Below are 19,131 nucleotides of genomic sequence, written 5' to 3' on the forward strand. Positions count from 1 at the left end.
GCCTCTCAATGGGCCGGCGCTGCACCTGCCGATGTGGTGAACTTGTCGAAGAAGATCCGCTCCGTCTCGAACCCGTTCATGAACAGAACCGGCTGAAGCGCATCGATCATCGGCGGCGGGCCACAGGCATGGACGTCGCCCTGCCCGTCGACCGCCAGTTGCTTGAGCTTGGCGTCGACACTCTGGTGTACGAAGCCGCGCTCGCCTTGCCATTCGGCATCATCAGTCGCGTGCGACAGCACGGGAATGAAGGTGACGTCGGGATGGTTGCCGACCAACTCGGCGATCCTGTCGAGGTAGAACAGGTCGTTGCGGGTGCGGGCACCGTAGAAGAAATAGACCGGACGTTTCTCGCCGCTCTTGAGATGGTCGTTGAGGATCGACCAGATCGGTGACATGCCCGATCCGGCCCCGACCAGGATCAGGGGTCCTTGCCGTTCGTCCCGGCGGAAACAGGTTCCGTAGGGTCCGACAACGGTGACCTCTGCCCCGACCCTGATTCCTCCGGAATCGAGCTCTCCGGAGAACTTTCCCTCAGGGTACTTTTTGATGATGAAGGAGAGTTTTTGGGTTTCGTCCGGCGTATTTGCCATGGAGAACGAGCGCGTAATCGTCTCCCCTTTTTGCGTGGTAACCGTGATGTCGACATATTGCCCCGCCCAGAACTTTATCGGCGAGCCGAGTTCGATCTCGATGCCGCGAATGTCGTGGGTCAGGTGCTCGATCCGAGCAATCCGGCCCTTGAACGTCTTCACGGCGATCGCTTTCGCCAAAATCTCCTCGTCGTAGTTGAGAAGCTCGACTTCCAGATCGGAGTAGGCGATGCAGCGGCACAAGAGGACGTGGCCGCTCTCCTTCTCCATGTCGTTCAGTGCGAAGGTCGAGTATTTGAGCATGTCGACTTCGCCTTCGAGCAACACGCTTTTGCAGGCGGAGCATTGCCCTTCCTTGCAACCGTGCGGCAGCGCGATACCCTGGCGGAACGCGGCGTTGAGCACCGTTTCGCCATTTTGGACATCGAATTCGACGCCGACCGGGCTGAGCCTGACCGTGTGGGTTTCCGACATACGGACCTCCCGTGAAAGGAAGGGGCGGGACGAACCCGCCCCCCCTTTGGCCTGATCAGTTGCAGGGATTGATGGTGAAGCCGGCCCGGTATTCAGCCAGGTGCTTCTCACGGTCCGCGGGCGACATGGCCCGCAGCGCGTTGAGCGGCGATCCGAGCTTGTTGCCGCGCACGTCGTCCAGCGTCCACATCTCCTTGTCGTCGAAGCGCATATGCGGCTGCGGGACGAGCGTCTTGCCGTCGGAGCGGACGAAGTTCAGGTCCTTGATCGCATCGGCCAGATCCCAGCCGTCATAGAGCGTCTCCCACTCGCGCTTGCCGCTGAAGCGGCCCATCGCGGGCGTCGGGCGGCCCTCATACTCGTCGGCGAACGCCACGGTAGCAGTCCACTTGTCGAGTTCGTGGGCGAAGGTGTGCAGCTGGCCGTCGATCTCGCCGACAACCATGTCCTCGCGGATCAGGCAGGGAACGAGGCAGGACCAGCAGCGGTGCGGATAGACGTAACCGACGTCGCTGTTGAACAGGAGCACCTTCTCGCCCTTGTGGCTGAGCTTGGCGTACCACTTCCAGAAGTCGCCGAATTCGGCGTACCAGCCCGGATACTTGTGCTCGAACCACTCGAAGTCCTTATCGGTCTGGGCTTCGATCCGCCAGAAGTTGACCGGCCAGCCGACCGCGAAGAACTGGCCGACCTTATGGACATAGTTCTTCTTGGTGATGCGTTCCCAGGCCGCCTGGACGTCGTCGTGATGGACCTTGATGCCGTATTTCTCGAGCGGCAGCATGTAGGTGCGGTAGTAGTCCTCATATATCCAGCGGTGCCACATTTCCGCGTAGGACTCCTTGTTCTTGTCGCGGTTGGTGGTGCCGTATTCGATGAAGGTTCCGATGGCCGCATCGACGATCGCGTGGTTCTGCCAGAAGGCGTAACGCAGGTCGCGCTCGAGCAAGAGATGGTTCTCCGGCTCCTTGAGCGCCGCCATCAGCAGCGAATGGCCGTTGCCGATGTGCCGGCTTTCATCGGACTGCACCGACAGGAAGACGGTTGGCAGCGCATAGTCGCCATTCCGGGCGGCCTCCGAAGGCATGGCGACGAACAGCGTGTTGGTGAAGGCGGTCTCGGCCACCACGGTCAGGTACATGCAGGCGGCGGTCATCGTGTCGCCGGTGATGAAGCCTTCCGCGAACTGCCGGCCGATGGTCGTGGCGTAGCATTTTCCGAAGGCTTCCTCGGTGATGTCGAAGCCCGCCGGATCGATGTAGTTCTCCATGTACCATTTCTTCAGATTCATCTGGATCGTCGAGTGACGGAACTCATCGATCATCTGCATGGTGAAGCCGGTTCTGAGTTCCTCGCCGGGTGCGATGCGAGCGACCATCGCCATCGAGCGGGCAGCGGAGATTTCCGGGAAGGGAATGATGGCCAGGAAGAGCTTCATCCACTCGACCCAGCGCGGCTCGACGTTACGGAACATGTCGCCGCGCAATGCCGCATCGAGCGCGCCATAGACGCGGTTGTCCTTCTCTTCCTGCATCGGAAAGTACGACCGCAAAACCTGCTTCATCGGGTCGCGCGGCGTCTTGTTGATCTTGTAGTCGGTCGGAAACGTCATCGCTTCCTGGACGTAGGAAGGATTCCAGCCGAGATCGGCGATCTTCTTGGTCGCCTCGCCGACGGAGATTCCGCGTTGCGAGGTAATCTTGTTGAGCGTCAGAGACGTCATGGTCATAAGCCTCCACCAGGTTTGAGCCGCAGGTCCCTTGACCCCGGCATGAAGCGGCGCACGGCGCCGCAAATGAGAGTGCGAACGGCACGACAAAGGGTTGCGCGTTCAGGCGCGACTCATGGTCCGGCCATTCAAGTGGATCGCGGCAAAGGTTTTGGAGGCGTCTGGCAGGGATTCTCGGCGCCCAACCGCATTTGCGATGGGCGTATCGAAGCGGACCTGACCTGCTTCCTCCGTTCCTTCGTTCTTTTGGCACCGCGTCGAAGCGCGATGGGCTTCTTATGGCAATGTACAAAGCAAGCGCCGTGCCAATTCCGGAATGACCTCTATGGCAGGCGCTAAAGACAAATCGCCGCTCTTTCGGCAGATGGAACGGCGACCAACTGTAACGTTATTTTACAATTGTAAAATCATCATGTAATATTTAGCGTACATTCGCAACTGCAGTATATTTAGTTAGCATCTGCAGCAAAGTGAAAAATTGCGTGTCGTCTATTCAATTCCTCTCTATTATATACTATTTGACGGCGACGGCTCCGCAGAAGGGCCTCGCACTGGAGAAAGACCGTGGCGAACGACAAAGACAGCCGGGGGCGGCCCGAGCCGATGTCCAGCCAGGTCGACGGCGTCACCGGCGATCTTGTCAGGCTGATGCCTCGCGACCTGGTCTTTGTCATGCGCTTCATGGGCGAGAGCCAACATCGCCTGCAGAGCCATTTCCAGGACTTCATCCGGACCGAACTAGCCGCCGGAGGCGTCACAACGGAAACCCATCCGATGATCCATCTGTTCATCGAGAGCCATGCGATCCTGTTGCGCGACTTCGTGTTTTCCGGCGTTTCGCTATCGCGCCAGTTTCGCGTCGACGAGATCGAGCGCCTCACCGGCGATACGACATCGATGATCCGCGTCGACATCTGGGATCAGCTTAAGAGCCACATCGAAACGGCCGAAAAACAGTTCCATTCGCAGGCCGGCACATTGCCCAAACTGCTGTCTGCTTTCGAGAAACCGCTCGGGCCTTTGGGGACCGAAAAATGACCCAAGGATCCAAAGCGGCCCGGCGTGAGGTGCTGCTTGCTCGCCGGCTCGAACTTGTCGCCAACGTCTCGGCGCTCATCGCGAAAGCTTTGCGGCTCAATCAAAAACGCGCTGGTATCGAGATGGAGATGCTGCGCCTGGAGTTGGAGATCGGCAGAAGCGGCGCCAGCGAGCAACTGGTGCGGGACTTGCATGAGGCCGAAGAGAGCGACGCGGCAATCATGCAGGCATGCGCGGCTTGCGAGGAGCGCATCGTCGCGGCGGAAGGCGATGTCGATGAGGTTGATCGCCGGCTTGCCGCAACGGCGAACGAGGACTGACGGGAGAGACAGGATGAACCAGCCGACGATGCAGAGCCTGACCTTGTTCGATCTTCTCGCCCGCAGCTGGCAGCGGCCGTCGGCGATCGCCGATCTGCGCTTCAGTGGGGACGGTTCGACGGTCGCTTTCAGCTCGGTGGACGGAACCGTCGCCATCGCCACGGTCGCGGACCACGAGCCGCCGGAGTCGCGAATCAGGGTGAGCAACGATCTCGGCCAGGCGGCGATCCGGCCCAGGGAGAAACCACCAGTGCCGTTGATCGCCACGACAGCATTTGGAGATGGTGACGTGCCGATCGCCGCCTATGCGCATGCCGGCTTTCTGGTCGGCGCGACCGGCGGCGAAGTACTGCATCTGACCGCCGACGGTGAAGTCGCTGCATCCCCGGTCAGGATCGACGGACCGATCGTAGCCCTCGACCACAGCGCCAGATCGAACGCGACAGCCGTCAGCAATGGACATGATGTCTTCCTCGCACGCGCACTGGGCGATGCCATGGAACTGGGACGCCGCGCCTCAACAGACGCGCTTGCCTTCTCGCCAGGTGGGCGGCGCCTCGCCTGCGGCCTTGGTCAAGGACTGGCGATCTGGGTGGTCGAAGGTGAGCCTGCCTTGATCCGCGAAATCTCTTTTCCAGCGCGACCGCTGTCGATCCATTGGAGTAGCGACGGCACCTGGTTGACCTGTGGGCTCGAAACGGGCGGTTTTGCCCTGGTCAGCCTGGCCGATGGCCGCACTGACATCATCGCCGGATTTCCTTCACCGGTCCGCACGGTGTGCTGGAGCCAGCCGGCGAATGCATTGTTCGCCTCGGGCGCCTTCCGGATCGCCGGCTGGTCGATGGCCGCCCCACCTGTTGGCGGCGAAGCCTCGGGCGCGCTGGAGACAGGCCGTGCCGGGCTGGTCCTGGTCGAGGCGGTGGCGCCGCACCCGGAGAAGAAGCTCATCGCGGCCGGCTACGCCAACGGCCGCGTCACCATCGCCCAGATCGGCGCGAGAGACGAGCTCCTCGTCAGGCCCCTGGGCAGCGCGGTCACCGCGCTCGCCTGGTCCGGCGATGGGCGGCATCTGGCGGTAGGCGCCGTCGACGGCACCGCCGCTATCGTCACGTTTCCATCGCAGATGTTCAAATAACAACAAAGGCAGACCGCAAGCGACAGGATGACAAGATGCAAACCGAACCCACCCCCGAGGACAAGAGCAAGGATGAATTTTTCGAACGGCTCGCCAAACTGTCGGAAGAAATGGTGACCAAGCATGGCAAGGATTTCAGCATGGGCGCACTGGTGCTTGCCGCCCGCTGGATCGCCGAAAACCGCGGCGGCCGGTTGAAGATGAATTAGATTGACGAGACTGTCCCGTTCCTCGGGCGGGTAAATCCGAAGACCGGGGCGTCAGCGTCCACCCACACGCAGCGCGTGATGGGTGCGACAGGCGGCGGGCACCGCCATTTCTTGACGATATCATTGGCCTGATTTTGACACTCCTTTGGTCAATCTCGATAGGGCGCGGCGCGCGAAACGCCCAGCAAAGCGCTTGCCTATTTGGTATGCTGGTATAATGTGTACCTGACATAGCGTCATCGTCAGCAGATACGCTGTGCTGAGGGCTATCAAAGCCGATCGTTCGTTGGGAGGAAGATAACCATGAGAGTTTCAATCGTTGCGGCGCTCGCCGGCGCCGCACTGACGGGTGTCGCTGCGTTGCCGGCGATGGCGTCACCAGACGCGCCGGTCATCGCGCTGGCCAATGCCTATTACGGCAACACCTGGCGGCATCAGATGGTCGAGGCTTTCGAGGCCTCGGCCAAGGAAGCGAAGGCCGCCGGGCAGATCGCCGACTATATCGTGATGAACGGCGACGGCTCGGTCGCACAGCAGAACAGCCAGATCGCCGAGCTGATCCTGAAGAAGGTCGACGTGCTCGCAGTCGACGCCGCCTCGGAGACCGCGGTCAACGGCGTCATCGAGAAGGCTTGCAAAGCCGGCATCATCGTCATCTCCTTCGATTCTGTCGCATCGGCACCTTGCAACTATCAGCTCAATTTCGACTTCAAGGGTTACAAGGCCGCCCAGGCGGAAGCCGTCTTCAAGATGCTCGGCGGCAAGGGCAACGTCATCCAGGTGCGCGGGGTGAAGGGCTCGGCACCCGACAACGACATGTTCAACGCTCAGCAGTCGGTGCTGGCGAAATATCCCGACATCAAGGTGGTCGCGACCGTCTACGGCCAGGCGACGGCATCAGTGGCGCAGTCGGCGATCGCCAACGTGCTCCCCTCGCTGCCGCGTGTCGACGCCGTGCTCGGCCAGGGCGGCAGCGACGATGTCGGCATCGCGCAGGCCTTCGTCCAGTATGGCGGCGAGTACAAGGACAAGATGCCGATCATCGAAGGCGGCGGCGGCACCGACTTCGTCAAATGGTGGGCCGAGGAGAACGCCAAGAACGGCTACCAGACCGTGTCGATGAACACCACGCCCGGTATCGGCGGCGCCGCCTTCTGGCTCGGCCTGTCGCTGCTCAAGGGCGCCAAGGCGCCCAAACTGATGATCATGCCGGTGGCGACCGTCGATGCCGGCAATCTGAAGGACTATGCGAAGCTGCCGGGCGGCCAGATCATCAGCCCGAGCTATTCGCTGGACTGGGTCAAGCAGAACCTGCTCAGCAAGTAACGCGACCCGCCACGGATCGGGCGTCGCCTGTGGCCGCGCCCGATCTTCGCCTGCGAAGAACCGGAGGACGAATGTCCCATATCGCCGTTGTCGCACAGGACATCGCCACAGCCGCGGCGCCATCTTCTGCCGCTAGGCCCAGCGTCGTCTCGCTCAGCGGGATCACCAAGAGTTTCGGGCCGACGCTCGCCAATGCCGGGATCGATCTTTCCGTCGGCGCGGGCGACGTGATCGGGCTGGTCGGCGGCAACGGCGCCGGAAAATCGACGCTGATGCGCATCCTGTGCGGCTCGATGTGGCCGACGCTCGGCTCGATTTCCTTTGCCGGCGAAGACGTGGCCTTCTCCGGCTACGACACCGGCGAAGCGCAGCGACGCGGCATCCGCATGGTGCACCAGGAGCTGTCGCTCTGCGCGAACCTGTCCGTCGCTGAGAACTTTTTCCTGGAAACCCCGAGCGATTCCGCAAGTCGGCCGGGCTGGCGCGCGCTCTACAGCACCCGCGCCCGCGCGGCGCTGGACGCCGTCTTTCCTGGTAACGGCATCGACACCGACGCCGAGGTCGGACACCTCACGATCGCCGAGCGGCAGATGGTGGAGATCGCGCGCGCCGCGGCGACGCCCGGCGTCAAGCTCATCGTGCTCGACGAGCCGACATCCTCGCTCGACCTCGACCGCTCGAAACAGCTCAGAGCTTTCATTCGCGAGCGGGCGAAAGCCGGGCTCGCCTTCATCTTCATCAGTCACAAGCTGCAGGAAATCATCGACATCGCAACCGAGGTCGTGGTGCTGCGCAATGGCCGCACGGCCTGGCAGGGCCGTGCCGCTGAGGCTTCGATCGGCAAGCTTGTGCAGCTGATGGGCGGCGATGCCAATCCGGTCCACCAGCACGCCGTAGCGGCCGCATCCTCCGAGGACGTGCTGGTGCGGCTGTCCGGACCGCTGACGGCCGAGCTTGGCCGCGACATCGACATCATGCGCGGCGAGATCGTCGGGCTGGCGGGTCTCGAAGGCAGCGGGCAGAAGGAATTGCTGCACGCGATCTTCATCCCCGGCCGAAAGCAGCACGGTGCAGTCACCAGGCATGCGGACGCAGGCTTCATCTCCGGCGACCGGCAGAAGGAAGGCGTGTTCCCGCTGTGGAGCGTGCTTTCCAACATCAGCATCGGCGCGCTTGCCCGCCGCCCGGCGCTGGGCGTCGTTTCCGACCGCGACACCGCTTCGCGTGCCGCCAGCCGCCTGCGGCTGGACGACAGGCGCTTCCAGTCCAACATCACCGAGCTCAGCGGCGGCAACCAGCAGAAGGCGCTTGTGGCGCGGGCGCTGGTCGCCGACACGCCGGTCATCCTGCTCGACGACCCGACGCGCGGCGTCGACATCGCTACCAAGCAGGATTTCTACCGGCTCTGCAACGAGGTCGCGCGCGGCGGCCGGGCATTGGTCTGGCACACGACCGAGGATGCGGAGCTGCTCGCCTGCGACCGCGTGCTGGTCTTTTCCGGCGGCCGGATCGTCAAGGAGCTGGCAGGCGAGGCGATCACCGAGCAGGCGATCGTCGGCGCCTCTTTCGCGCAATCGACGGACAGGCAAGCGAGCACGACCCGAAACCGGACCGCCGCGGCGCGACTCGGCCGCCGGCTGGTGAATGCGGCGCCGTTCATCGGGCTTGCCGCCGTGCTTGCCATCATGATCGCGATCAACCCCGCGGTCGCCTCGACTTTCGGTCTCGACCTGCTGCTGATGCCGGCGCTGTCGCTGGTGCTGGTGACGGCGGCGCAGATGTTCATCGTCGGCGGCAGCGAGATCGATCTCGGCGTCGGCGCCTTCGCAGGCCTGGTCAGCGTGCTCAGCGCCACGCTGCTCTACGACCAGCCTTGGCTCGGCGCATTGGCCCTGGCGGCAGCGGTCGCCGCCTATGCCGGTCTCGGTGGCGTGATCCAGGCGCGCAAGATCCCGGCAATCGTCGTCACGCTCGGCGCATCCTTCATCTGGATGGGCATAGGCTATGCGCTGCAGCCGACGCCGGGCGGCGCCAGTCCGGACTGGCTGTCGGCGCCTTTCAACTGGTCGCTTGGCTTCGTGCCGACTTCGATCGTTCTGATCGCCGCCGTGGCACTGATCGTGCTCGTCATCGACCGGCTGCCGCTCGGCGTGGTGCTGCGCGGCTTCGGCAACAACCCGGCGGCGATGATCCGCTCGGGATGGTCGCCGCCGCGCTACGCGCTGGTGCGCTATCTCATCGCCGGATTGTTCGCCGCTGCCGCCGGCTTGTCGCTGACGGCCATCAACACGGCGAGCGACATCAATTCCGGCAATTCCTATACCTTGCTCAGCGTTGCCGCCGTGGTGATGGGCGGTTGCTCGCTGCTCGGCGGCATCATCTCGCCGGTGGGCGCCGTCGCCGGCGCGGTGACACTGTCGCTGATCGGCGCGCTGCTTGGCACGCTCAGTGTCAGCAGCGACTACAACGCCGCCACGCAAGGGTTGATCCTGATCGCGCTGCTCACTCTGCGCAGCCTGACCGCCGACCGCAGGAGCGAGCCATGAACGCGCTCGCCGGCTTCGGCATCTGGGCGCAGCGCAACCGTTGGATCTGGTCGGCGATCGGCGTGCTGGTCTTGTGGCTGGTGCTCTCCGTCGTCACCAGCCGCTTCAGCCTGTCCAGCCTGTCCGGCGTCATTCTGTCGGCCTCCTTCCTGACGGTCGTCGGCATCGGCCAGATGTTCGTGGTGACGACCGGGCGCGGCAACATCGACCTGTCGGTCGCCTCGGTGATCACGCTCAGCGCCTTCGTCGCTCTGCTCACCGTCAAGGGCCAGGATGCGAACCTCGCCATCGGCGTGCTCGCCGCCATCCTGCTCGGCCTTGCCGTCGGGGCGCTCAATTCGCTGCTCGTCGTCGGCCTCGGCATTCCCGCGATCATCGCGACATTGGCGACCGGCTATGTGCTGGCGACGGCAACGCTTCTGTCGAACAGGGCGATACCGGGCTTCGCCGTCAGCCCGGCGCTGAAGGACCTGGCGACGGGGCGCATTTCCGGCGTGCCGATCATGGCCATCATCGCCATCATCGGCGTGGCGGCGACTGCCTTCGTGCTGCGCTACACCGTGTTCGGGCAATTGCTTTCGGCGGTCGGCCAAAACCGCGCCGCGGCACGGCTCGCCGGCATCCGCAATGGCCCGATCATTGCATCGGCCTTCGTCATCTCCTCGGTGCTGGCATCGCTCGACGGGCTGTTGCTCGGCGCTTATATCGGCGGCGCTTTCCTCGAAATGGGCCAGCCCTATCTCTTGCAGTCGATCGCCGCCGTGGTGCTTGGCGGAACGCTGATCTTCGGCGGCTCGGCGACGGCTCTGGGAACGCTCTTCGCCAGCATCCTGCTCATCCTCATAGTCACCACCATGCAGATCATCGGCCTGCCTCCCGGTGCCCAGGACATCGTGCAGGGCATCGTCGTCATCTTCGTGCTGGCATTGGCCGGACGCCAGGCATTGGCGCGGCGTGCGTCCGTCGAGCTCGCGGACGGCGACAAGGACCCGATGGCGAATACGGAAGCGCACGCGGCGGCGGCTCGGCCGGAATGACGGACAAAAACAGACGATTCCTCTTGCCAAATCCTGGTAGAGTGATCATACCAGTATATAACATGACGATTGGCGTGGGCCGTCGTCTGAACGTCAGGAGCAGGGTTAGATGACAACGATTGCGCTGTTCGGTGCCGGCGGCAAAATGGGCTACCGCCTGTCGACCAACTTTCGCGGGTCGCCCTACACGATACATCATGTCGAGATCAGCGAAGCGGGCAAGGAGCGGCTGAAGACCGGGCTCGGCATCGACACACTTGGCGTCGACGAGGCGCTCGCGGGCGCCGACGTGGTGATCCTGGCGGTTCCCGACACGCATATCGGCAAGGTCGCGGCCGGCATCGAGAGCAAGCTGGCGCCGGGGACGATGGTGATCGTGCTCGACGCCGCGGCGCCCTTTGCCGGCCATCTGCCCAAGCGCCCCGACCTCACCTACTTCGTCACCCATCCCTGCCATCCGCCGATCTTCAACGACGAAACCGACATGGCGGCCAAGAAGGACTTCTTCGGCGGCGTCAAGGCCAAGCAGCATTTCGTCAGCGCCCTGATGCAGGGCCCGGAGGAGGACTACGCCAAGGGTGAGGAGATCGCCCGCATCATCTGGGCACCGGTGATGCGCTCGCATCGGGTGACCGTCGAGCAGATGGCGCTGCTCGAGCCCGGGCTCTCGGAGACGGTCTGCGCTTCGCTGCTTGTCGTCATGAAGGAGGCCGTCGACGAGGTCGTGGCGCGAGGCGTCGACCGCCAGACGGCGCTCGACTTCCTGCTCGGCCACATGAACGTGCTTGGCGCTGTCATCTTCGGCGAAACCAAGGGCGTGTTCTCGGACGCCTGCAACAAGGCCATCGAATTCGGCAAGCCAGTGCTGATGCGTGACGACTGGAAGCGCGTCTTCGAGCCGGAGGAGATCGCTGCCAGCATCCAGCGCATCACCTGAGATGAACGTTTATCAGGTACATATCACCTGAATTAGTGATTGACTCATCATACCAGTTGGCTTTAGCTGTTCAGGCTCGGATTGCTGGGATGAGCGGAGGAGGACGGCGGGGATCGGCAGCCAGGTTCGGACGAAAGCCCGGCAAGGGCATTCAAGGTCCGGGCGGCGCGGCCTGCACCGCCTGACGAATTCAGACAAAATGGCCTCGGTCGTCCGGGGCAGGTTTTTCAACGGGAGGACTTCATGAAACTCACTCGCAGAATGACGCTTGCGGCTTTCGCCGGCGTGCTCGCACTCGGTACCGCAATGCCTGCCTATGCGGCGGACCTGATCGCCATCATCACGCCATCGCACGACAATCCGTTCTTCAAGGCGGAAGCCGTCGGCGCCGAGGCCAAGGCCAAGGAGCTTGGCTACGACACGCTGGTGCTGGTCCATGACGACGACGCCAACAAGCAGTCGCAGCTGATCGATACCGCAATCGGCCGCGGCGCCAAGGCGATCATTCTCGACAACGCCGGCGCCGACGCCACCGTCGCCGCCGTGCAGAAGTCCAAGGACGCCGGCGTCCCGTCATTCTTGATCGATCGCGAGATCAACGCCACCGGCGTCGCCGTGGCGCAGATCGTCTCCAACAACTACCAGGGCGCCCAGCTCGGCGCGCAGGAATTCGTCAAGCTGATGGGCGAGAAGGGCAATTATGTCGAGCTGGTCGGCAAGGAGTCCGACACCAACGCCGGCATCCGCTCCAAGGGCTATCACGACGTCATCGACGACTATCCGGACCTGAAGAAGGTCGCGCAGCAGTCGGCCAACTGGAGCCAGACCGAGGCCTATTCCAAGATGGAGTCGATCCTGCAGGCCAACCCGGACATCAAGGGCGTGATCTCGGGCAACGACACGATGGCGATGGGCGCCTACGCGGCACTCGCCGCCGCCGGCCGCAAGGACGTCATCGTCGTCGGCTTCGACGGCTCGAACGACGTGCGCGACTCCATCACCTCCGGCGGCATCAAGGCGACGGTGCTGCAGCCGGCCTTCGCCCAGGCGCAGATGGCCGTCGAGCAGGCCAACGAGTACATCAAGAACAAGAAGCCGCCCGAGAAGGAAAAGCAGCTGATGGACTGCGTCCTGATCAACGGCGACAATGCTCCCAAGCTGGAGACCTTCGCGCTCAAGAACTGAGCCGGCGCGACGCAAGCTGCGGGGGGCGAACGCGCGTTCGTCCCTCGCCTCCATTTCACCATCCGGGTGCTTTTTGACCGCCATGCCGAACAAGTTGAGTTGGCTGACCCTTGCCGCGCTCGCCGGCCTCAGCCTCAGCGCCTGCAAGATCCTGCCGACGCCGTCCTCGCAAAGTGGCGATGGCGACAACAGCTCGGCCTTCAATCCCGACAAGATGGTCGAGGAGATCTGGGCTCCGAAGGTCATCCCCTACCTGCGGCAGAAGGCCGGGCCGTTTGCCGAGGTCCATGCGCTCGCCAAAACCGATCCGGCCGCTGCCGGCGCGAAATACGGCAATCCGAAGAAGCAGGCGAATTCGCCATGGACCTTCGCGGTGCGCGTCGAAGGCAAGATCGTCGCCGCCAACACGCAATCGCGCGCGGCGACCATCGATGTCGACGGCGACGGCGACGGCAACGCGGATGCGCGGGTGCAGATCGGGCCGGCCATGCGCGGAACCGCCATTCGCGACAGCCTGGATTTCGTGCAGTTCAACGACTTCACCAACCAGATCGACTTCGCCCAGTTCGGCAAGGCTTTCAACGCCCATGCCGACAAGACGGTACTGTCCAAGCTGCCGCGCGACGGGCTGGAGGGCCGTACCGCGAAGATGCTCGGCGCCTACACGATCGAAGGCGGCCAGGACCTGCCGCTGGTGACACCGGCGGAGGCCGAGATAGGGCCAAAGCCATGAGTTCCTCGCCCGATCACGACGTCATCCTGAAGCTGGAAGACATCTCCAAGGTCTATGCCGGCACCGTTGCGGTCAAGCATGCGAATTTCGAGGTGCGCAAGGGCGCGGTCAATGTGCTGGTCGGCGAGAACGGCGCCGGCAAGTCGACACTGATGAAGATCATCGCCGGCGTCGAGCGGCCGACCGCGGGCCGCATCCTGCTCGACGGCAACGAGATTTCCTTCTCGTCGTCCGGAGATGCCGTCAGCCGCGGCATCGGCATGGTGTTCCAGGAGCTGAACCTGTTCGGCAATCTCTCGGTCGCTGAGAACATCTTCGCCACGCGCGAGCTGACCAACGCCTTCCGCAAGATCGACCACAGGGGGCAGGAACGGCGCGCCGCCGAATTCCTCGAACAGCTCGAAGCGGGCATAAGGCCAGACATGCTGGTCGAGGACCTGCGCATCGGCCAGCAGCAGCTGGTCGAGATCGCCAAGGCGGTGTCGCTCGATGCGCGCATCCTGATCATGGACGAGCCGACCTCGGCGCTGAGCGCGGCGGAGGTCGAGATCCTGTTCAAGGTGATCGCCGAACTCAAGGCGCGCGGCGTCGCCATCGTCTACATCTCGCACCGGCTGGAAGAGCTGATCCGCATCGGCGACTACATCACTGTGCTGCGCGACGGCCGCATCACCGGCCAGGAGCAGATGCGCAACGTCGACACGCAGTGGATCGTGCGGCAGATGATCGGCTCCGACGCCAAGGATTTCGCCAAGGCCGACGGCCATGTCCCGGGGGCAGAGGTGTTCCGCGCCGAGGAGATCTGCCTGCCGCGTGTCACCGGCGGACTTGCGGTCGATCACGTCTCGCTGTCCTTGCGCGCCGGCGAGATCCTCGGCATCTACGGATTGATGGGCGCCGGACGCAGCGAACTGTTCGACTGCATCATGGGCCGCCACGGTCAGGCGAGCGGCAGGATCTTCATCGACGGAAAACAGGTCAAGGAGCGCAGCACCACGCGACGCATCCAGCGCGGCCTGGCGCTGATCCCGGAAGACCGGCAGCGCGAGGGACTGGTGTCGATCCTCTCCGTCGCCAGCAACCTGACGCTGGCCAGCCTGTCGCGATTCGTCAGCCTGTTCCATATCCGTGGCGGCGCCGAGCGGCAGGCCGTCATGCAGATGGTGCGCGAGCTGGCGATCAAGGTCGCCGATCCGGCGCAGGAGGTGTCCTCGCTGTCGGGCGGCAACCAGCAGAAGGTAGTGATCGGCAAGGCGCTGCTCACCGGACCGAAGGTGCTTTTGATGGACGAGCCCAGCCGCGGCATCGATGTCGGCGCCAAGGCCGACGTCTTCCGCACCATGCGCAAGCTATCGCGCGATGGGCTGGGCATCCTCTTCGCCACCTCGGACCTCGACGAGGTGATGGCGCTATCCGACCGGATCGCGGTGATGAGCAACGGAAAACTGACGGGCATGTTCGATCGCGCCGAGGCGACGGAGGCGGCGATCGTCGCCGCATCGGCGCTTGGCCATGGACCCGTGCATGGAGAGCAACGCCGATGACCGACATTCCAGCCAAGGTCGCCGCGCCATCAGCGTCCAGCGGCTCCGTGCTTTTGACGCTTATGAAGCTCCGTACCTTCATCGCGCTGATTGCCGTCCTGGTGTTCTTCTCGGTCGCGGCGCCGAATTTCCTTTCGGCCGCCAATCTGATCCTGATGGCCAAGCACGTGGCGCTCAACGCCTTTCTGGCCATGGGCATGACCTTCGTCATCATCACCGGCGGTATCGACCTGTCGGTCGGCTCGATCGTTGGCCTGTGCGGCATGGTCGCCGGCTATCTCGTGCTCAACGGCATCGACCTGCTGATTGGCTATACAATCTATTTCAACGTCGTGGAGATAGCGCTGATCACGCTTGCGGTCGGCATCTTGATCGGCGCCGTCAACGGCTTGCTGATAACAAGGCTGAATGTCGCGCCTTTCATCGCCACGCTCGGCACGCTCTATGTCGCGCGCGGCCTGGCGCTGCTGTCATCGGACGGCCGCACCTTCCCCAACCTCGTCGGCAAGCCGGAACTCGGCACCACCGGCTTCGGCTATCTCGGCGCCGGCAGACTGCTCGGCCTGCCGGTCTCGATCTGGATCCTGGTCGTTGTGGCACTGGGGGCGGCCTATCTCGCCCGCCACACGCCGCTTGGCCGCCACATCTTCGCGGTCGGCGGCAATGAGCGCGCGGCGCGCATCTCGGGCGTGCGCGTCAACATGGTCAAGATGTTCGTCTACATGTTCTCCGGCTTCTGCGCAGCGATCGTCGGCCTCATCATCTCGTCCGAACTGATGGCCTCGCACCCGGCGACGGGCGAGAGCTTCGAACTCAACGCGATTGCCGCGGCGGTGCTCGGCGGCACCTCGATGTCGGGCGGGCGCGGCACGATCGGCGGCACCATCGTCGGCGCCTTCGTCATCGGCATCCTCTCCGACGGGCTGGTGATGATGGGGGTGAGCTCGTTCTGGCAGATGGTGATCAAGGGCCTCGTCATCATCGTCGCGGTCGTCGTCGACCAGGCGCAGCGCCGGCTGCAGAGCCGCGTGACGCTGATGCAGATGGCGAAGGCGGGCTGACCATGGCGCAACTGCGTGGAGCGCTGATCGGCTGCGGCTTCTTTGCCGTCAACCAGATGCATGCCTGGCGCGATATCGACGGCGCTTCGATCGTCGCAATCTGCGACCGCGATCCGGAGCGCCTCAGGATCGTCGGCGACCAGTTCGGCCTCGCGCGGCGCTACACGGACGCAGCGGCGATGTTTGCGGCCGAAAAACTCGACTTCGTCGACATCGCCACCACCGTCGGCAGCCATCGGCCGCTGGTCGAGATGGCTGCCGCCAGCGGCGTGCCAACGATCTGCCAAAAGCCTTTCGCGCCGACGCTTGCCGACGCCAAGGCCATGGCGAAGGCCTGCGCCGACGCCGGCGTGCCGCTGATGGTGCACGAGAATTTCCGCTGGCAGTCGCCGATCCAGACGGTGCGCGCCGTGCTCGACAGCGGAGAGATCGGCAAGCCGTTCTTCGGGCGCATCTCCTTCCGTTCCGCCTATGACGTGTTTTCCGGCCAGCCTTATCTGGCGAGCGGAAAACGCTTCATCATCGAGGATCTCGGCATCCATATCCTCGACATCGCCCGCTTCCTGCTGGGCGACGTGTCGAGCCTCACCGCGCGCGCGACGCGCGTCAATCCGGACATCGCCGGCGAGGACGTGGCGACGATGCTGATGGATCACGAAGGCGGCGCTACCTCCGTGATCGATTGCAGCTATGCGACGAAGCTTGCCACCGAACCGTTCCCGGAGACGCTGATCGAGCTCGACGGCACCGAAGGCACCATCCGGCTGGCGCAGGGCTACCAGCTCACGGTCACGGGCAAGAGCGGCACCACAGTGAGCGACGTCTCGCCGCCGCTGCTTTCCTGGGCCTCGCGGCCATGGCACAACATTCAGGAAAGTGTCGTGGCGATCCAGAAGCATTGGGTGGACTGCCTGGCGACGGCCAAGGAACCGGCGACTTCCGGCGCCGACAATCTCAAGACTTTCGCGCTGGTCGAAGCAGCTTATGCTGGTGCGGCCAGCCGGCAGCCGGTGCTGATCGACGACCTGCTCAAATGACCAAGGATTCCTTCCTCCTTTGCGGCACGCGCGCGGCCGACGCCGAACCGGTTCGGCTCGCCGCCGGCCCGCTCAGCGCCGATTTCGTCAACGGCAATCTGCGCACCATCCGGCACGACGGCATCGAGGTGCTGCGCGCCATCGCTTACATCGTGCGCGACCGCGACTGGGGCACCTACGAGCCCGAACTGACCGACCTTGTCATCGACCAGGGCCTCGATAGCTTCTCGGTCGGCTACTCTGCGAGCTGCAAGGGACCTGATGGAGGCCGGCTCGTCTTCCGCGCCGCAATCAAGGGCTCCGCGAGTGGCGAGTTGGTCTTCGACGTCAGTGCGCTCCCCGAGAGCGATTTCGAGACCAATCGCTGCGGCTTCTGCATCCTGCATCCGATCGCCGGCCTCGCCGGCAGCGCGGTCAAAGTCGAGCACACCGATGGCAGCGTGATGGACACGAAACTGCCTCTGCTGATCGCCCCCTGGCAGCCCTTCAAGAATATGCGCGCCATCACCCATCAGGTCCGTCCAGGCGTCAGCGCCGAATGCCGGATGGAAGGCGACACGTTCGAAATGGAGGACCAGCGCAACTGGTCCGATGCTTCCTACAAGACCTATGTGCGACCGCTGGCGCTGCCCTGGCCCTATGTGCTGCCGGCCGGACAAACCAATCGTCAGACGATCACCCTGCGCATCGCGGGCGACGGGAAGTTCGCGGCCGCCGCACCGGGAGCCGAGCCGGTCCGCATCGAGCCCGGCGAGACCGGGGCGAAGCTGCCCGATGTTGGCGTGGTCATCTATCCGGAAGATGTCGAGGCGGCGTTGAGCAAGCTGCCGCTGCTGTCTGAGCTTGGCCCGCAGCAGCTTGTCCTCCATTACGACCCGACACGCGGCCACGGCCTGGATGCCTTGCGTGCTCATGCCAAGCTCGCTGCCGCTTTCCCGGCAGCGACGACGCTCGAATGCGTCCTCGCCTGCGCCGGCGATCTCGACATCGAACTCTCCGGCGTTGCCGAGATGGTGCGCCGGGCGGGCCTGCGGCTCGACGCCATCGCGGTCTCGCCTTCCGTCGACCGGCAGTCGACGCCGCCCGGCAGCGCCTGGCCGGCCTGTCCGCCGTTGGAAGATGTCTACGCCGCCGCCCGCCGAGCCTTCCCCGACATTCGGCTCGGCGGCGGCATGTTCAGCTATTTCACCGAGCTCAACCGGAAGCGCGTTCCCGCCGGCTTGCTCGATTTCGTCACCCACTGTACCTGCCCGATCGTGCACGCTGCCGACGATCTCAGCGTCATGCAATCGCTGGAGGCGCTGCCCTTCATCACCCAGTCGACACGGGCGATCTACGGGGCGAAGCCTTATCGCATCGGGCCCTCGACCATCGCGATGCGGCAGAACCCATATGGCGGTGCGACCAAGGACAATCCGGCCGGCCAGCGCATTGCCATGGCCAACCGCGATCCGCGCCATGCCGGCTTGTTCGCTGCCGCCTGGACGATCGGCTATGCCGCGCGCGTGGCACCGGCAGGACTGGATATGCTGACGCTTTCCGGCTTCACAGGGTCGTTCGGCGTGCTGGCGGCCGCAGGCGAACTCGCCGAGGAAGGAACGCCGCGGCCGATCTTCCACGCTGTGCAAGGCCTCGCCGCGCTGGCCGGCCATGCGCGTATCGCCGTGCGCATCAGCGACGATCGCGTGGCCGCTCTGGCCGGCCGCCCGCCGGCCGGCGCCGTCACAGCTTGGCTGGCAAACACCACCTCGCACGACGTGCCCGTCGACGCTTCGGCGCTGGTTCGGGGTGCGGCAGGTTCGGTTACGATCTGGGACGGAGCGGGTGTGCGCCGGCTCGACGCAGGCGCGGCTTCGGGGCGCCTGACGATGCCGGCCTATGCCATAGCCAGGATCGGCTAATGCATGTCGTCCAGAAGTGTGCTGCGGTTCTGGGACAACGACATGCATCAAAACAAAGACTTAAAGCGCGTCGCCTGAATCCGTTCACGGTACACGACAGTCAGGGTGAGAACGGGATGATGTGTTTGGATTGAAGATTCCTCAGCAAAGGATCTTCGTCCATGACACTGATTCATTCCGCTCTCATCGAGACGTTAGGTCGGCACTTTTCGCTAAGCAAGAGCCGGCTTGTGACGCTTGCGGTGCTGATCGCCGGACTTGCCCAGTCGCGTAGCGTCAACCTTTCGCATCTGGCCGTGCATCTGTGCGGTCCGGCGCGCCATGCC

General features: G+C 63.9%; 16 protein-coding genes. 14 read left to right on the forward strand and 2 right to left on the reverse strand.

All coding sequences use genetic code 11. From position 1 onward, the window contains the following. Nucleotides 1-5: 5 nt before the first annotated feature. Together YU3_RS0118040 and YU3_RS0118045 are read right to left on the reverse strand one after the other, a co-directional pair. Nucleotides 6-1,067, reverse strand: coding sequence for a 2Fe-2S iron-sulfur cluster binding domain-containing protein (locus tag YU3_RS0118040; protein ID WP_027167569.1), 1,062 nt, complete (start codon nucleotides 1,065-1,067; stop codon nucleotides 6-8). A gap of 55 nt (nucleotides 1,068-1,122) precedes the next feature. After that, nucleotides 1,123-2,790 (reverse strand): aromatic/alkene/methane monooxygenase hydroxylase/oxygenase subunit alpha, encoded by a 1,668-nt coding sequence (locus YU3_RS0118045; RefSeq protein ID WP_027167570.1) that lies wholly within the window; start codon nucleotides 2,788-2,790, stop codon nucleotides 1,123-1,125. 570 nt (nucleotides 2,791-3,360) lie between these two features. On the opposite strand from YU3_RS0118045, the gene YU3_RS0118050 reads away from it, so the two are divergent. The 14 genes from YU3_RS0118050 (at nucleotide 3,361) to YU3_RS0118115 (ending at nucleotide 18,805) form a co-directional block, all read left to right on the forward strand. Next, a complete protein-coding gene (locus YU3_RS0118050) occupies nucleotides 3,361-3,834 on the forward strand; it encodes a hypothetical protein (protein ID WP_027167571.1) in 474 nt (157 codons plus the stop codon). Beyond that, nucleotides 3,831-4,154: a hypothetical protein gene (locus YU3_RS41285; protein ID WP_027167572.1), complete on the forward strand. Its 324-nt coding sequence runs from the start codon at nucleotides 3,831-3,833 to the stop codon at nucleotides 4,152-4,154. Before YU3_RS0118050 ends, YU3_RS41285 begins: the two co-directional genes overlap by 4 nt. A gap of 13 nt (nucleotides 4,155-4,167) precedes the next feature. Then, nucleotides 4,168-5,289 (forward strand): WD40 repeat domain-containing protein, encoded by a 1,122-nt coding sequence (locus tag YU3_RS0118060; RefSeq protein WP_027167573.1) that lies wholly within the window; start codon nucleotides 4,168-4,170, stop codon nucleotides 5,287-5,289. A 35-nt stretch (nucleotides 5,290-5,324) separates the two neighbouring features. Continuing rightward, nucleotides 5,325-5,498, forward strand: a complete 174-nt coding sequence (locus tag YU3_RS41290) for a hypothetical protein (RefSeq protein WP_198021677.1) — start codon at nucleotides 5,325-5,327, stop codon at nucleotides 5,496-5,498. Nucleotides 5,499-5,801: 303 nt separating this feature from the next. Further along, nucleotides 5,802-6,824, forward strand: coding sequence for an ABC transporter substrate-binding protein (locus tag YU3_RS0118070; protein ID WP_027167574.1), 1,023 nt, complete (start codon nucleotides 5,802-5,804; stop codon nucleotides 6,822-6,824). 71 nt (nucleotides 6,825-6,895) lie between these two features. Further along, a complete protein-coding gene (locus tag YU3_RS0118075; RefSeq protein WP_027167575.1) occupies nucleotides 6,896-9,370 on the forward strand; it encodes an ATP-binding cassette domain-containing protein in 2,475 nt (824 codons plus the stop codon). Continuing rightward, the gene (locus tag YU3_RS0118080) at nucleotides 9,367-10,407 is read left to right on the forward strand and encodes an ABC transporter permease (RefSeq protein WP_027167576.1); all 1,041 of its coding nucleotides are present in this window, start codon (nucleotides 9,367-9,369) and stop codon (nucleotides 10,405-10,407) included. Before YU3_RS0118075 ends, YU3_RS0118080 begins: the two co-directional genes overlap by 4 nt. Before the next feature lie 109 nt (nucleotides 10,408-10,516). After that, nucleotides 10,517-11,344 (forward strand): phosphogluconate dehydrogenase C-terminal domain-containing protein, encoded by an 828-nt coding sequence (locus YU3_RS0118085; RefSeq protein ID WP_027167577.1) that lies wholly within the window; start codon nucleotides 10,517-10,519, stop codon nucleotides 11,342-11,344. Nucleotides 11,345-11,587: 243 nt separating this feature from the next. Beyond that, nucleotides 11,588-12,529 (forward strand): D-ribose ABC transporter substrate-binding protein, encoded by a 942-nt coding sequence (locus YU3_RS0118090; RefSeq protein WP_027167578.1) that lies wholly within the window; start codon nucleotides 11,588-11,590, stop codon nucleotides 12,527-12,529. An 82-nt stretch (nucleotides 12,530-12,611) separates the two neighbouring features. Beyond that, a complete protein-coding gene (locus YU3_RS0118095) occupies nucleotides 12,612-13,262 on the forward strand; it encodes a DUF2291 family protein (RefSeq protein WP_027167579.1) in 651 nt (216 codons plus the stop codon). Continuing rightward, the gene (locus YU3_RS0118100; RefSeq protein WP_027167580.1) at nucleotides 13,259-14,806 is read left to right on the forward strand and encodes a sugar ABC transporter ATP-binding protein; all 1,548 of its coding nucleotides are present in this window, start codon (nucleotides 13,259-13,261) and stop codon (nucleotides 14,804-14,806) included. The genes YU3_RS0118095 and YU3_RS0118100 overlap by 4 nt, the downstream gene beginning before the upstream one ends. Continuing rightward, complete coding sequence (locus YU3_RS0118105) at nucleotides 14,803-15,867, forward strand: ABC transporter permease (protein ID WP_027167581.1); 1,065 nt, start codon at nucleotides 14,803-14,805, stop codon at nucleotides 15,865-15,867. The genes YU3_RS0118100 and YU3_RS0118105 overlap by 4 nt, the downstream gene beginning before the upstream one ends. Before the next feature lie 2 nt (nucleotides 15,868-15,869). After that, on the forward strand, nucleotides 15,870-16,904 hold the full coding sequence (locus YU3_RS0118110; protein WP_027167582.1) for a Gfo/Idh/MocA family oxidoreductase: 1,035 nt from the start codon (nucleotides 15,870-15,872) through the stop codon (nucleotides 16,902-16,904). Next, entirely contained in the window at nucleotides 16,901-18,805 is a 1,905-nt protein-coding gene (locus tag YU3_RS0118115) for a hypothetical protein (protein WP_027167583.1), read from the forward strand. Before YU3_RS0118110 ends, YU3_RS0118115 begins: the two co-directional genes overlap by 4 nt. Nucleotides 18,806-19,131: the final 326 nt, after the last annotated feature.

The organism is Mesorhizobium sp. WSM3224 (genome assembly GCF_000427725.1).
Taxonomy (GTDB): Bacteria; Pseudomonadota; Alphaproteobacteria; order Rhizobiales; family Rhizobiaceae; genus Mesorhizobium.

Coding starts and splice junctions, on each gene's coding strand:
- YU3_RS41290 (WP_198021677.1), top strand. CDS start 5,325: ATGCAAACCGAACCCACCCCCGAGGACAAGAGCAAGGATGAATTTTTC.
- YU3_RS0118110 (WP_027167582.1), top strand. CDS start 15,870: ATGGCGCAACTGCGTGGAGCGCTGATCGGCTGCGGCTTCTTTGCCGTC.
- YU3_RS0118105 (WP_027167581.1), top strand. CDS start 14,803: ATGACCGACATTCCAGCCAAGGTCGCCGCGCCATCAGCGTCCAGCGGC.
- YU3_RS0118095 (WP_027167579.1), top strand. CDS start 12,612: ATGCCGAACAAGTTGAGTTGGCTGACCCTTGCCGCGCTCGCCGGCCTC.
- YU3_RS0118080 (WP_027167576.1), top strand. CDS start 9,367: ATGAACGCGCTCGCCGGCTTCGGCATCTGGGCGCAGCGCAACCGTTGG.
- YU3_RS0118085 (WP_027167577.1), top strand. CDS start 10,517: ATGACAACGATTGCGCTGTTCGGTGCCGGCGGCAAAATGGGCTACCGC.
- YU3_RS0118090 (WP_027167578.1), top strand. CDS start 11,588: ATGAAACTCACTCGCAGAATGACGCTTGCGGCTTTCGCCGGCGTGCTC.
- YU3_RS0118100 (WP_027167580.1), top strand. CDS start 13,259: ATGAGTTCCTCGCCCGATCACGACGTCATCCTGAAGCTGGAAGACATC.
- YU3_RS0118075 (WP_027167575.1), top strand. CDS start 6,896: ATGTCCCATATCGCCGTTGTCGCACAGGACATCGCCACAGCCGCGGCG.
- YU3_RS41285 (WP_027167572.1), top strand. CDS start 3,831: ATGACCCAAGGATCCAAAGCGGCCCGGCGTGAGGTGCTGCTTGCTCGC.
- YU3_RS0118045 (WP_027167570.1), bottom strand. CDS start 2,790: ATGACGTCTCTGACGCTCAACAAGATTACCTCGCAACGCGGAATCTCC.
- YU3_RS0118040 (WP_027167569.1), bottom strand. CDS start 1,067: ATGTCGGAAACCCACACGGTCAGGCTCAGCCCGGTCGGCGTCGAATTC.
- YU3_RS0118060 (WP_027167573.1), top strand. CDS start 4,168: ATGAACCAGCCGACGATGCAGAGCCTGACCTTGTTCGATCTTCTCGCC.
- YU3_RS0118115 (WP_027167583.1), top strand. CDS start 16,901: ATGACCAAGGATTCCTTCCTCCTTTGCGGCACGCGCGCGGCCGACGCC.
- YU3_RS0118070 (WP_027167574.1), top strand. CDS start 5,802: ATGAGAGTTTCAATCGTTGCGGCGCTCGCCGGCGCCGCACTGACGGGT.